Genomic DNA, 12,414 nt, shown 5'->3' with positions numbered 1-12,414 from the left:
GGGGACTTCCGTCCAGCCTATGCTGTACCCACGGCCGCCCCGGCCGCCGGGACGGAGGAGGACCCCATCGCCGACAGGTACAGCGTCCTTGCTCCGTTCTACGACCTGCTCTCGGGCGAATCCCCCCCGTCTACGGGCCGGGCAGGAGGAAAGCAGTGGATCTGCTCGACCTGCAGCGCGGCGCCCAGGTTCTCGACGTCGGCTGCGGCACCGGGCTCAACTTCGCCCTGCTCCAGGAGCGGATCGGGCCGGCCGGGATGATCCTTGGCATCGACCGCAGCCCGGGCATGCTCCGGCGGGCGCGCCGGCGGGCGGAGCGTTCCGGGTGGGCCAACGTCCTTCTGGTCCAGGCGGATGCGACGACCGTCCGGCCCGCAGCCGTCGGCGCCTGCGCGGTCGCCCGCGGCGGACGCGCCCTGTCCGACGCCGCCCTGGCCACCTACTCCCTCTCCCTCATGCCCTCCTGGAAAGACGCGTGGGAGCGCATGCTGGCGCTCAGCGCCCCGGGCGCCTCCGTCGCGGTGGTGGACATGCAGGAGCCCACCGGGCCCTTCGCCGCAGCCGCTCCCCTGGCACGGCTCGCCTGTCGGCTTGGTGGTTCCGATATTGCCGCCCACCCGTGGACCGCCGCCGAGCGCGGGCTGTCGGACCTCCGGAGTGCCTCGGTGTGCGGCGGCCATATCCAGATCAGGACGGGCCGGTACTCTCCCGGCGGGGAGACGCCGCCGGGAACCTGAACTGTTCGTCCGGCCTGCGGGCGGGCGTAACACTCGTACGCCGCGGTGCCGGAACGGTGCCGCCCGTTCGGACTCGATCTGCTGCACCGGCTTCATCTAGAAGGCGGAGGACCCGGCCGGTGTACGCTTCCGGCATGGATTCTTCCCTGCCGGCCGGCTGGTTCGAAGGCTTTTCCTCCCGGGAGTTCGCAGTGGACGGGGCTTCGATCTTCGCCCGGTACGGCGGAAACCCGGCGGGTCCCACGCTCCTGCTGGTCCACGGCTCGCCGGAGACCCATGTCATGTGGCGCCGGACCGTTGAGGAACTGCGGGAGGATTTCTTCATCATCCTCCCGGACCTGCGCGGCTACGGCGATTCCTCCAAGGCCCCGGGGATGCCCGACCACAGCAATTACAGCAAGCGCACCATGGCGCAGGACCTCGTGGCCGTGGTGGACGCCCTGGGCCGTCAACGCTTCTTCCTGTGCGGCCATGACCGGGGCGGCCGGGTCGGTCACCGACTGGCACTCGATTTCCCCGACCGGCTGGAGAAGCTGTGCGTCGTCGACATCGCGCCGACGCTGGACATGTATGACGCCACGGACCGGGCGTTTGCCACGGCCTACTACCACTGGTTCCATCTGATCCAGCCGAACCCGCTGCCCGAGAGCATGATCGGCGGCAGCCCGATGACCTACCTGCGCGCCACCCTGGGCGGCCTCGGAAGCGGCGGCCTCGGATTCCTTGAGGAGCAGGCCCTCGAGGAATACGAACGGTGCTTCACCCCCGGAACCATCCACGCCATCTGCGAGGACTACCGGGCGAGCGCCGGCATCGACCTCGACCACGACCGCCAGGACAGGGAACGCGGCCACCGGATCCGGTGCGACACCCACGTGCTCTGGGGCGAGCGCGCCGTGGTGAACCGGCTGTTCCGGCCGCTGGACCTCTGGCAGGCCCAGTGCGAAGGACGGGTCACCGGGGCAGCGCTGCCGTCGGGCCATTTCATCCCCGAGGAGCTGCCGGCGGAAACGGCCGGCGCCCTCAAGGAGTTCTTCGGCCGCTGATCGGGCCCAAAACCACCGAGAGCGCGGCCCCGCCGCCCCGAAGGGCGGCCGGGCCGCGCTCTCATCCGTGTGCTGGTGGTGGCTTCCGCCCTATGCCAGCAGGGTCGGCTTGAGCTGCTGGAGCCGGCCGAGCAGCCCGTTGATGAACACCGGGGACTCGTCGGTCGAGAGCATCTTCGCCAGTTCCACGGCCTCGCTGACCGCGACGCCGTCGGGCACATCGTCGTTGTACAGCAGCTCCCAGCTGCCGATACGCAGGATCATGCGGTCAACGGCGGGCATCCGCTCAAGCGTCCAGCCCTGCGAGTAGGTGCTGAGGTACTCGTCGATCTGCTCGCGGTGGGCCAGGACACCCTCGACAATGTCGACGGTGTAGTCGGCGATGACCATGTCGGTCTTCTCCCGGCGGGCCTTCATCACTTCAAGCGGAGTCACCGAGCGCTGCTCGGCCTCGAAGAGAACGTCCAGTGCCCTGCGGCGGGCCTTGCTGCGTGCACTCACTCGTTGACGCGTCCCAGGTAATCGCCGGTGCGGGTGTCGACCTTGACCTTGGTTCCGGTGGTCAGGAACAGCGGAACCTGGATTTCGTGGCCGGTCTCAACGGTCGCAGGCTTCGTGCCGCCGGTCGAGCGGTCTCCCTGCAGGCCGGGCTCCGTGTAGGTGATCTCGAGGACCACCGAGGGCGGCAGTTCGATGTACAGGGCGGATCCTTCGTGCATGGCGATGGTGACCATCTGGCTCTCAAGCATGAAGTTCTCGGCGTCGCCGACGGTCTTGCCCGGCACGGTGATCTGGTCGTAGTCCGTGGTGTCCATGAAGACGAAATCTTCGCCGTCCTTGTACAGGTACTGGTAGTCACGGCGGTCGACGGTCGCCGTTTCGATCTTCAGGCCGGCGTTGAACGTCTTGTCAACCACCTTGCCCGAGAGGATGTTGCGCATCTTGGTGCGCACGAAGGCACCACCCTTGCCCGGCTTGACGTGCTGGAACTCGAGCACGTTCCAGAGGTTGCCTTCAAGCTTCAGCACGGTGCCGTTCTTGATGTCATTCGTGGTGGCCACAGGTTCACTTTCGTCGATCGGGGAAATGGATGCCTGCGCCCGGGCGCAGGGCACGGCGCAGCGCGGTAAAAGTCCAGAGGCAAGTCTACCCTCTGGGGTCAAAGCGGCGCAGGGGCGTCCCTAGGAGGCGATTTCCTGGTAGGCGGCGAACAGGAGCGAGGTGTCGGGCACCTCGAGCATCCCGGGACGTCCGATGCCGTCGAGGACGACGAACCGCAGCAGGTCGCCGCGCGCCTTCTTGTCGCGGCGCATCCCGTCGAGCAGGGCCTGCCACCGGTCCCTGCGGTAGGTGACCGGAAGCCCGAGCGACTCGAGGATGGTGCGGTGCCGGTCGGCGTCGGCGTCGTTCAGCCGGCCGACCATGCGGGAGAGTTCGGCGGCGAAGACCAGGCCCACGGAGACCGCGGCGCCGTGACGCCAGGAGTACCGCTCAGCCAGCTCGATCGCGTGCCCCAGGGTGTGGCCGTAGTTGAGGTGCTCGCGCCGGCCGGAGTCCCGGAGGTCCTCGGAGACGATCGCGGCCTTGACGGAGATGGTGCGTTCGATCAGTTCCCGGACCGTGTCGGAGCGGGCATCGGAGACCGCGGCCGGGTCCGCCTCGATGAGGTCGAGGATGGCCGGGTCGGCGATGAAGCCCGATTTCACCACTTCGGCCATGCCGGTAATGAGTTCGTTCTTCGGCAGGGTGTCGAGGGCGTCGAGGTCGGCCAGGACGGCGGCCGGCGGGTGGAAGACGCCCACGAGGTTCTTGCCCTCGGCGGTGTTGATGCCGGTCTTGCCTCCGACCGCGGCGTCGACCATGGCGAGCAGGCTGGTGGGCAGGTGGACGACCTTGACCCCGCGCAGCCAGGTGGCCGCGACGAAGCCGCCCACGTCGGTGACCGCTCCCCCGCCCACCGTGACGATGGCGTCGGAGCGGGTGAAGTCGTTCTGCCCGAGCACCTGCCAGCAGAATGCGGCCACCTGGATGTGCTTGCCTTCCTCGGCGTCGGGAATCTCCGCGGTGACGGCGGTGAATCCGGCGTCGGCCAGTTCGTCGCGGACCGTGTCGCCGGTGGTGCGCAGCGCCCGGGGGTGGATGACCAGGACCCGGCGCACGCGTTCGCCGAGGATGGCCGGGAGCCGGCCCAGGAGCCCGCGGCCCACGACGACGTCGTAGGCGGCTTCGGGGGTGCTCCCCGTGACGGGGATGATCGTGGGCTCAGGTGCCATGTCCGGTGGTCCTTCTTTCGGTTGAATCGTTGAGTCCGAGCATCCGTTCGACGTCGTCGACGACCTGGCGGACCGTGCGCCCGCGGGTGTCGATCACGCAGTCCGCGACCTCGAGGTACAGCGGCCGGCGCTGTTCGTACAGGGTGGCCCACCGTTCGCCGGCGTCCCCGGCGAGCATCGGCCGTGACGCTCCGGCGTTCAGCCGCGGCAGCACCGTGGCAAGATCCGCGTCGAGGAATACCACCCGTGCGGCCTTGAGCAGCGCGCGGGTCCCGGCGTCGAGCACCGCGCCTCCGCCGAGGGAGACGACGACGCCGGGCCCTCCCCCGGCCAGGACCTCCCGCACCACGTCCGCCTCAAGCCGCCGGAAGCCGTCCTCGCCCTCGGCCTCGAAGATCGCCGGGATCGGGCCGTGCCGCTGCGTGATGCGGCGGTCGGTGTCGACGAAGTCGAGGTGGCGGCGTGCGGCGAAGGAGCGCCCCACGGCCGTCTTGCCGGTCGCCATGGGGCCGGTGAAGACGACCGGTGAAGAGTGACCGGGCATCAGTGCGCGGCTGAGCCTAGGGACTCCGGGATGGCGTCGAGGTAGCTGCGGAGGTTCCTCGCTGTTTCGGCCACGGAGTCGCCGCCGAACTTCTCGGTGACCGCCTCGGCGAGCACCAGCGCCGTCATGGCCTCGGCCACCACCCCGGCCGCCGGGACGGCGACCACGTCGGAGCGCTGGTGGTGGGCCGTGGCGGCTTCGCCGGTGCTGACGTCGATGGTGCGCAGAGCACGCGGCACGGTGGCGATCGGCTTCATGGCGGCGCGTACGCGCAGGGTGTCGCCGATGCTCATTCCCCCCTCGATGCCGCCGGCGCGGTTGGTGTCGCGCACGATGCGTCCCGAGCCGTTCCGGAGGATCTCGTCGTGGGCCGCGGTGCCGCGGCGTGAGGCAGTGAGGAAGCCGTCGCCGACCTCGACGCCCTTGATGGCCTGGATGCCCATGAGGGCGGCGGCAAGGCGGGAGTCGAGGCGCCGGTCCCAGTGGACGTAGCTGCCCAGTCCGGGCGGCAGCCCGTAGGCGATGACCTCGACGACGCCTCCGAGGGTCTCGCCGTCCTTATGGGCGGCGTCCACCTCGGCGACCATGGCGTCGGATGTGGCACGGTCGAAGCACCGCAGGGGGTCCTGGTCGAGGGCGAGGACGTCGCCGGGGCCGGGAACCGGGGTGCCGGCGGGCACGGACACCGAAGCGATGGAGACGGTGTGGCTGACCAGCTGCACGCCGAGTGCCGAGAGGAACCGCGCGGCCACCGTGCCGAGTGCCACGCGGGTGGCCGTTTCGCGGGCGCTGGCGCGTTCGAGCACGGGGCGGGCCTCGTCGAAGCCGTACTTCTGCATGCCGGTGAAGTCCGCGTGGCCGGGGCGCGGCCGGGTGAGCGGGGCGTTGCGGGCCAGGCTGGCCAGCTCCTCGGGGTCCACCGGATCCGGGGACATGACGCGCTCCCACTTGGGCCATTCGGTGTTGCCGACCTCAATGGCGATGGGTCCGCCCTGGGTGAGCCCGTGGCGGATGCCGCCGAGGATGCGCACCTCGTCCTGTTCGAACTTCATCCGCGCCCCGCGGCCGTAGCCGAGCCGGCGCCGGGCCAGGGCGGCCTGGATATCGGAGCTCGTCACCTCGACTCCGGCGGGCATGCCTTCAAGGATTCCGACTCCAGCGGGGCCGTGGGATTCTCCGGCCGTCAACCAACGCAACATGCCTTCAATACTGCCACGGCCCGGAGGGTGCTTCAGCGCAGGGGAACCCCGATCGCTTCACACATCCGGTTTATGACGGCCGGCTGGAGCGGCCCGGCGTCCGGGGCAAAGAGGTGGACCTGCTCGATCGCCTGGTACAGGAGCATCTCCAGGCCGTGCACGACGACGCCCCCGGCGCGCGCCCAGGCGGCGGACAGAACGCTGGGCCAGGGATCGTAGGCGACGTCCAGGAGGACCCCGGCCGGGCCGTCAGCGTCCCGGCCGCCCGCCGGAAGCGCAGCCGCCAGGGAATCCGCAGCGCCGGGCGGCAGGGTTGAGACGACGACGTCGGCACCGCGCACGCCGGCCGGCGCACCGTCCCAGGGAAGCACCTCCACCGCCAGGCCGAGCGCCGCGCCGGTGGCGGCGAGACCGGCGGCCCGTTCCGGCCGCCGGACGTACACCCTGACCCGGTCCGCGCCGAGCCCGGCCAGTCCGGCGACCGCCGCCGCCGCGGTGCCGCCGCCGCCGAGGATCACGCCCTTCCGGGGCGACGACGCGCCGGCGTGGGCGAGGGCACCGGTGATTCCGGCGACGTCGGTGTTGTGCCCGGTGAGGATGCGCCGGCCGGGGCCGCCGCTGAAGGTGACCGTGTTGAGGACGCCGAGGGTCTCAACAAGGGCCGTGTTGGCGTCGGTGAGGGCCGTCATCGCGGCCTTATGCGGCATGGTGACCGACAGGCCCCGCCACCGGTCGTCGGACTGGAGGGAACGGACGAAGGGGACAAGGTCCCCGGGCGCGACGTCCTGGGCGGTGTAGGACCAGTCGAGGCCGAGCCCGGAGTACGCCGCGGCGTGGAGCAGCGGCGACTTCGAGTGCGCGATCGGGTGTCCGATCACGGCGGCCCGCCCGGCGCCGCCCGCCGGGCCGGCGGCCGCCCCGGCTGCGGCTATTCGCACCGGCCGGGGTTGTCGGCGCACCACGCCTGGTACTCGGCGACATACCTGGCGTGCTCGGCCAGAGTCTCGGAGAACTTGGTCTCACCGGAGTCGAGGTCCACTGTCACCCAGTAGTAGAACGGGACATCGGCGGGCGAGACGGCCGCGTCAATGGCTTCCTCGCTGGGCGATCCGATCGGGCCGACCGGCAGCCCCGGGTTGGCGTAGGTGTTGTACGGGTTGGAGGTGTCGGCCTTCTCCTCCGGGGTGATGTCGTAGCTCTTCCGCCCGAGACCGTAGGTGACCGTGGCGTCGGACTGGATCAGCCCCGAGGTCTCGGTGTTGTCCGGCTTGAGCCGGTTCATGATCGAACCGGCGACGGAGGCGTAGTCGGCCTCCCCGGCCTCGGCCTGGATGATGCTTGCGATGGTCAGGATCCGGTACTGCTCGGCGGGATCCTGAATGCCGTCCTCTTCGAGCTGGGCGAAGGTATTGTCGACCATCTCCTGGACGATTTCCGGTGCTGTGGCGTCGACGTTGAACCGGTATTCGCCCGGATGCAGGTAGCCCTCGAGGCTGCGGGCCTGCTTGGGCAGGCCGAAGCGGGCCGGTTCCTTGGCGAGTGCCTGGAATTCGGCCTCCGGGATCCCGGTCGACTCGGCGAGGATGCCGAACACCTCGCCCTGGCGCAGGTCCCGTGCCACCGCGGCGTAGGAAACCTTCGCCGACTCCTCGCCGACCAGGATGGCCGCGGCGTCGTCGGAGGCCATCTGGTAGCGCATTTCATACTCGCCGGGCTGGACTTCCCGCCCGTCGAGGACCCCCTCGAGCGAGGAGATGAACTCCCCGGAGTCCGCGACGATGTCCTCGGACTCGAGGGCGTCGGCGATGGCCAGCGGCCCGGCGCCCTCGGCGACGGTGAAGACCACCTCGCCGGTGCCGGGTCCGGGATAGTCCTTGATGTCATTGAGGCCCAGGAGGTCCCTGAGCATCATGGCGACGCCGAAGACCACGCCGGCGAAGACCAGCAGGACGACAAGGAGGATGACCGTGCGGCGCTGGCGGCGGCGCTGGCGCGCCTTGGACGGACGCCGGACGCGGTTGCGGCGGCTCACGTCCTGGCTCGCGAAAAACTGCTCGACGGGTTCTGGGTGGACAGGTTCGGCTCCGTCGCGGGCGTAGGGGGCGTCCGGCTCGTGCCAGCCTTCCGGCTCCTGGGACGCGGGTGACTGCGGGTAACGGGAACTCACAGTTCCTGGTCCTTCCCACTCAAAGTGCTCTCCGAAATGACCGGCTCCTCGATAGCGGCCACCGATGCGTTCCCGGAACTGCTCCGAAGACGTGCGCTGACCTGTTCCCCCACGTCCCGTCCAAGCGAACGCTGCATGTCGATGGCATGCTGGAGGATCTCCACGGCTGCCACCTGATCCACTACCTTACGATGCTCACGGCTGCTCAATCCAGCTTCCCGCAGGGACCGGTGCGCCGAAACGGTGCTGAGCCGTTCATCGATCAGCCGCACCGGAAGCTCCAGCCCGGCCGCTTTCAGCGCATCGGCCAGCAGCTGCGCGTACCCGCGCGCCATGTCCGCCGACTCCGATTCGCGGCCGCTGAGGTTCTTCGGCAGGCCGACGAAGACCTCCACCGCGCCGCGGTCCCGCGCTTCCTGCACGAGGACCCGGACGTCCGAGTTCTTCTTGGCATCGCGGGACAGCGTGCGCACCGGCGTGGCCAGCAGGCCGTCGCGGTCGCTGCCGGCCAGGCCCACGCGGACGCGGCCGACGTCCACCCCCAGTTTCGGCCCCGCAGGGTACCCGCCCGTCACCTCGACCGGCACCTCAGCGTGCGGCCACGGCGGCGCGCACCGCGTCGAGGGCCGCGGCCACCTTCTCCGGGTCCGCTCCGCCGCCCTGGGCGACGTCGTCCTTGCCGCCTCCGCCGCCGCCGAGCACGCCCGCGGCGGTGCGCACCAGCGCACCGGCCTTGACGCCATCGGCCCGGGCCGCCTCGTTGGTGGCGATGAGGATGAGCGGGCGCCCGTTGGCGACGCCGGCGACGGCCACGGCCGCCGCGGAGGACCCGAGGCGTCCGCGCAGGTCGAGCGCCAGCGTGCGCAGCGCGTCGGCGCCGGCGACCTCGCCGGCGTCGTGGGCGATGAGCCGCACCCCGTCGACGTCCTGTGCCGTGCCGACGAGGGAGGCCGCGGCCGCGGCGAGCTGCTCGTTGCGCAGCCGCTCAAGCTCCTTCTCCGCGGTCTTGAGCTTCTGCAGGGTCAGCGACAGCCGCTCGGGCAGCTGGTTGGAGGGCACCTTGAGCATGTCCGACAGCTCGCTCACCAGGGCCCGTTCCGCGGCGAGGTGGCGGAAGGCGTCCATGCCCACGAGTGCCTCGACGCGCCGGTTTCCCGAACCGACCGACTGCTCCCCCAGCAGGGTCAGCGAACCGATGAGCGAGGTCGATTCGACGTGCGTGCCGCCGCACAGTTCGCGGGACCAGTCGCCGTCGATCTCGACGACGCGCACCCGGTTGCCGTAGGCCTCCCCGAACAGCGCCATCGCGCCGAGGGCCTTGGCCTCCGCCAGCGGCATGATCTTGGTCTCGACCGTGTGGTTGCTGCGGATGGCGAGGTTCGATACTTCCTCGATCTCGCTCTTGGCGGCGGCGCTGATGCCCTCACCCCAGGCGAAGTCGAACCGCAGGTAGCCGGCCTTGTTGAAGGACCCGCGCTGGGTCGCCTCGGGGCCGAGGATCTGGTGCAGCGCGGCGTGGACGATGTGCGTTCCGGAGTGGGCCTGCTCCCCGGCATGGCGGCGCTGGCGGTCGACGGCGGAGGTGACCAGGGCGCCCTGAGTGATTTCGCCTTCGCGGACGACGGCGCGGTGGACGTGGAGGCCCTTCACCGGGCGCTGCACGTCCAGGACCTCCACCACGAACCCGTTGCCGGTGATCAGCCCGACGTCGGCGGCCTGCCCGCCGGATTCGGCGTAGAACGGCGTCTGGTCCAGGACCAGTTCGATCTCCTCGCCCGTGGAGGCGACCGGAATCGACTGTCCGCCGCGCAGCAGCCCGGTGACGACGCCCTCGGTGGTCAGCTCGTCGTAGCCGGTGAAGATCGTCTCGCCGGCGGCCAGGATCTCGTTGAAGACAGACAGGTCGGCATGGCCGGCCTTCTTGCCGCGGGCATCGGCCTGGGCGCGCTGGCGCTGTTCGAGCATCAGCGTCCGGAAGCCCTCGGCGTCGACGGCCAGCCCGGCCTCCTCGGCCATTTCGAGGGTCAGGTCGATGGGGAAGCCGTAGGTGTCGTGAAGGGCGAAGGCGTCCGATCCGGACAGCGGCCGGTTGGCGGCCTTCGACTCCTTGACCGCCTCTTCGAGCCGGGCGGTGCCGGAGGCGATGGTGCGCAGGAACGCCTTTTCCTCGGCGTAGGCGATCCGGGCGATCCGCTCGAAGTCCTTCTCGACCTCCGGGTAGGTGCCCTTCATCGCATCGCGGGAGGCGGGCAGCAGTTCCGGCAGGCACGGCTTTTCCACCCCGAGGAGGCGCATCGCCCGCACGGCGCGGCGGATGAGGCGGCGCAGCACGTACCCGCGTCCCTCGTTCGAGGGGGTGACGCCGTCGGCGATGAGCATCAGCGAGGAGCGGATGTGGTCGGCGACGACGCGCATCCTCACGTCGTCGGTGTGGTGGGGGTCGTCGGGGCTTTCGGCGCTGGTGTACTCGCGTCCGCTGAGTTCCGCCGCCTTGTCGAGCACGGGGCGCACCTGGTCCGTCTCGTACATGTTTTCGACGTCCTGCAGCACCATGGCCAGGCGCTCGAGGCCCAGACCGGTGTCGATGTTCTTCTTGGGCAGTTCACCGAGGATCTCGAAGTCGTCCTTGCCGGTTCCCTCGCCGCGCTGGTACTGCATGAACACGAGGTTCCAGATTTCGACGTACCGATCGTCGTCGGCCTCGGGTCCGCCCTCGACGCCGTAGGCCGGGCCGCGGTCGTAGAAGATCTCCGAGCTGGGGCCGGCGGGGCCGGGCTGTCCGGTGGACCAGTAGTTGTCCTTCTTGCCCATCTTCTGGATGCGCTCGACGGGAATGCCGACCTCGTCCCGCCAGATGGCCAGGGCCTCGTCGTCCTCGTGGTAGACGGTGATCCACAGCTTCTCCGGGGGCAGGCCGTATCCGCCCTGGTCGACGCCGGAGGTCAGCAGCTCCCAGGCCATCCGGATGGCATCCTGCTTGAAGTAGTCCCCGAAGGAGAAGTTGCCGGCCATCTGGAAGAAGGTGCCGTGGCGTGCGGTCTTGCCAACCTCCTCGATGTCACCGGTACGGATGCACTTCTGCACGCTCGTCGCCCGGTCGTAGGGCGCCTGCTCGCGCGCGGTGAGGTACGGGATGAAGGGGACCATGCCCGCCACCGTGAAGAGAAGCGAGGGATCGCTGGAGACCAGCGACGCCGACGGCACGACGGTGTGCCCGTTCTTCTCGAAGTAGCTCAGCCAGCGGCTTGCGATCTCATGGGACTTCACGGGGGATCCTTCGGGTTCGACAGGTGGGTTCGGACCGGCAGGGGCGGTGCTGCCCGCGGCGAGCCGGTGCGGTTCTGGTTCGGGGCGCTCCGGCCCCGTCAGCGGTGCGTTGCTGCGGGGGCCGGGGGTACCGGCTGCTCGACGCCCAGCGCCGAGCGGAGGTCCGCCTCGCGCTCACGCATCCCGGAACGGAAGGCGTCGGCGAATCCGGCGATATTGTCAGAGGCCGAGCCGACGGCGCGGTTGAGGCCGGCCGGCCCCAGCGCTGCCTTCGCGGCGGTGACCTTGCGTACTGCGAGAACACCGATGGCCACTCCCGCTGCCATCCATAGGGCTCTTCTGATCATGGGATCCTCCTCGTCGAGTGCTGACGGCGGTGTCTGGTGATCCGGGACCGCGGGCCCGGAGGGGGTGCCTCAGCGGCTGCGGCGCCGCCCGGCCGGCGTCTTCCGGCCGGCGAAGGCGGTGCGGACGCCGTAGGAGAACGCCGCGACCTTGATCAGCGGGGCTCCGAGCGTCGCGGCGACCAGGGAGGACAGCGCGGAAAGGTTCGCGGAGGCGTCGGACACGTTGGAGGTGATGCCGTCGACGTTCTTCAGCTGCTGGTGCGTGGTGCTGACGGTGCTGGTCACCTCGGTGATCAGCGGCGTCGTCTCGTCCGTCACGGTGCGGATCGCGGTGCGCAGCTCGTCGAACACCCTGCCGAGCTTCAGCACGGGCACAGCCAGCAATGCGACCAGGACGGCAAACACGCCGGCTGCAATGAGGCCGGCAATATCTCCACCGGACATGGACGGTCTCCTTCGTATCCAGGTAACCGCCCTCGGGCGGCAAAGATTTGGGGTGCCGGACCCAATAGCCCGCGGCCGGAGCCGCGGGCTATTGGGATGGCTGCTGTTCGAAGCCGGCGGGCGAGCCGCCGGAGCGTCGAACTAGCGGGCGTAGTACTCCACCACGAGCTGCTCTTCGCAGGTCACGGGGACCTCGGAGCGCTTGGGGCGGCGGACCAGGCGGGCCTGGAGCTTCTCGAGCGAGACGTCGAGGTAGCCCGGGACGGCCGGCAGGACGTCGCGGTGGGCGCCGGCTGCTGCAACCTGGAGCGGGACCATAGTCTCGCTGCGGCTGTGGACGTGGATCAGCTGGCCCTCCGCAACGCGGAACGACGGGCGGTCCACGCGGGC

Annotated in this window: 13 protein-coding genes and 1 pseudogene; 2 read left to right on the top strand and 12 right to left on the bottom strand. The window is 70.1% G+C overall.

What is annotated here, in order from left to right; all coding sequences use genetic code 11:
* Positions 1 to 155 precede the first annotated feature (155 nt).
* The gene (locus QZX79_RS06415) at positions 156 to 737 is read left to right on the top strand and encodes a class I SAM-dependent methyltransferase (RefSeq protein ID WP_294566249.1); all 582 of its coding nucleotides are present in this window, start codon (positions 156 to 158) and stop codon (positions 735 to 737) included.
* A 134-nt stretch (positions 738 to 871) separates the two neighbouring features.
* The gene (locus QZX79_RS06410) at positions 872 to 1,783 is read left to right on the top strand and encodes an alpha/beta fold hydrolase (RefSeq protein WP_294566247.1); all 912 of its coding nucleotides are present in this window, start codon (positions 872 to 874) and stop codon (positions 1,781 to 1,783) included.
* A 90-nt stretch (positions 1,784 to 1,873) separates the two neighbouring features.
* On the opposite strand, the gene nusB is transcribed toward QZX79_RS06410, so the two are convergent.
* The 12 genes and pseudogenes from nusB to QZX79_RS06350 all read right to left on the bottom strand — a co-directional run.
* Positions 1,874 to 2,284: a transcription antitermination factor NusB gene (nusB, locus tag QZX79_RS06405; RefSeq protein WP_294566245.1), complete on the bottom strand. Its 411-nt coding sequence runs from the start codon at positions 2,282 to 2,284 to the stop codon at positions 1,874 to 1,876.
* Entirely contained in the window at positions 2,281 to 2,844 is a 564-nt protein-coding gene (gene efp / locus QZX79_RS06400; protein WP_120165428.1) for an elongation factor P, read from the bottom strand. The genes nusB and efp overlap by 4 nt, the downstream gene beginning before the upstream one ends.
* Before the next feature lie 120 nt (positions 2,845 to 2,964).
* Complete coding sequence (aroB, locus tag QZX79_RS06395; protein ID WP_294566242.1) at positions 2,965 to 4,056, bottom strand: 3-dehydroquinate synthase; 1,092 nt, start codon at positions 4,054 to 4,056, stop codon at positions 2,965 to 2,967.
* Positions 4,046 to 4,600, bottom strand: coding sequence for a shikimate kinase (locus tag QZX79_RS06390; RefSeq protein WP_294566238.1), 555 nt, complete (start codon positions 4,598 to 4,600; stop codon positions 4,046 to 4,048). The genes aroB and QZX79_RS06390 overlap by 11 nt, the downstream gene beginning before the upstream one ends.
* Complete coding sequence (gene aroC / locus QZX79_RS06385) at positions 4,600 to 5,799, bottom strand: chorismate synthase (RefSeq protein WP_294566236.1); 1,200 nt, start codon at positions 5,797 to 5,799, stop codon at positions 4,600 to 4,602. The genes QZX79_RS06390 and aroC overlap by 1 nt, the downstream gene beginning before the upstream one ends.
* Before the next feature lie 32 nt (positions 5,800 to 5,831).
* Complete coding sequence (locus tag QZX79_RS06380; protein ID WP_294566231.1) at positions 5,832 to 6,737, bottom strand: shikimate dehydrogenase; 906 nt, start codon at positions 6,735 to 6,737, stop codon at positions 5,832 to 5,834.
* A complete protein-coding gene (gene mltG / locus QZX79_RS06375) occupies positions 6,728 to 7,966 on the bottom strand; it encodes an endolytic transglycosylase MltG (RefSeq protein ID WP_294566228.1) in 1,239 nt (412 codons plus the stop codon). Before mltG ends, QZX79_RS06380 begins: the two co-directional genes overlap by 10 nt.
* Positions 7,963 to 8,541: a Holliday junction resolvase RuvX gene (ruvX, locus tag QZX79_RS06370; protein ID WP_294566226.1), complete on the bottom strand. Its 579-nt coding sequence runs from the start codon at positions 8,539 to 8,541 to the stop codon at positions 7,963 to 7,965. Before ruvX ends, mltG begins: the two co-directional genes overlap by 4 nt.
* A gap of 13 nt (positions 8,542 to 8,554) precedes the next feature.
* The gene (gene alaS / locus QZX79_RS06365; protein ID WP_294566223.1) at positions 8,555 to 11,233 is read right to left on the bottom strand and encodes an alanine--tRNA ligase; all 2,679 of its coding nucleotides are present in this window, start codon (positions 11,231 to 11,233) and stop codon (positions 8,555 to 8,557) included.
* A 98-nt stretch (positions 11,234 to 11,331) separates the two neighbouring features.
* Positions 11,332 to 11,580, bottom strand: coding sequence for a DUF6167 family protein (locus QZX79_RS06360; RefSeq protein WP_294566220.1), 249 nt, complete (start codon positions 11,578 to 11,580; stop codon positions 11,332 to 11,334).
* Positions 11,581 to 11,649: 69 nt separating this feature from the next.
* Positions 11,650 to 12,024: a DUF948 domain-containing protein gene (locus QZX79_RS06355; protein WP_120165420.1), complete on the bottom strand. Its 375-nt coding sequence runs from the start codon at positions 12,022 to 12,024 to the stop codon at positions 11,650 to 11,652.
* Between the two features lie 141 nt (positions 12,025 to 12,165).
* Positions 12,166 to 12,414, bottom strand: a pseudogene (locus tag QZX79_RS06350) (30S ribosomal protein S4); the annotation flags it as partial.

Origin of the sequence: uncultured Arthrobacter sp. (assembly GCF_902805515.1) — a bacterium.
GTDB lineage: Bacteria > Actinomycetota > Actinomycetes > Actinomycetales > Micrococcaceae > Arthrobacter_D.
The sequence above is the reverse complement of the archived record's forward strand: the minus strand, read 5'-3'. Positions and strand labels throughout refer to the sequence as shown.

Excerpts from the sequence above, each read along its gene's own strand:
- aroC (WP_294566236.1), bottom strand. The coding sequence starts at position 5,799 with ATGTTGCGTTGGTTGACGGCCGGAGAATCCCACGGCCCCGCTGGAGTC.
- QZX79_RS06410 (WP_294566247.1), top strand. The coding sequence starts at position 872 with ATGGATTCTTCCCTGCCGGCCGGCTGGTTCGAAGGCTTTTCCTCCCGG.
- QZX79_RS06355 (WP_120165420.1), bottom strand. The coding sequence starts at position 12,024 with ATGTCCGGTGGAGATATTGCCGGCCTCATTGCAGCCGGCGTGTTTGCC.
- QZX79_RS06390 (WP_294566238.1), bottom strand. The coding sequence starts at position 4,600 with ATGCCCGGTCACTCTTCACCGGTCGTCTTCACCGGCCCCATGGCGACC.
- QZX79_RS06360 (WP_294566220.1), bottom strand. The coding sequence starts at position 11,580 with ATGATCAGAAGAGCCCTATGGATGGCAGCGGGAGTGGCCATCGGTGTT.
- aroB (WP_294566242.1), bottom strand. The coding sequence starts at position 4,056 with ATGGCACCTGAGCCCACGATCATCCCCGTCACGGGGAGCACCCCCGAA.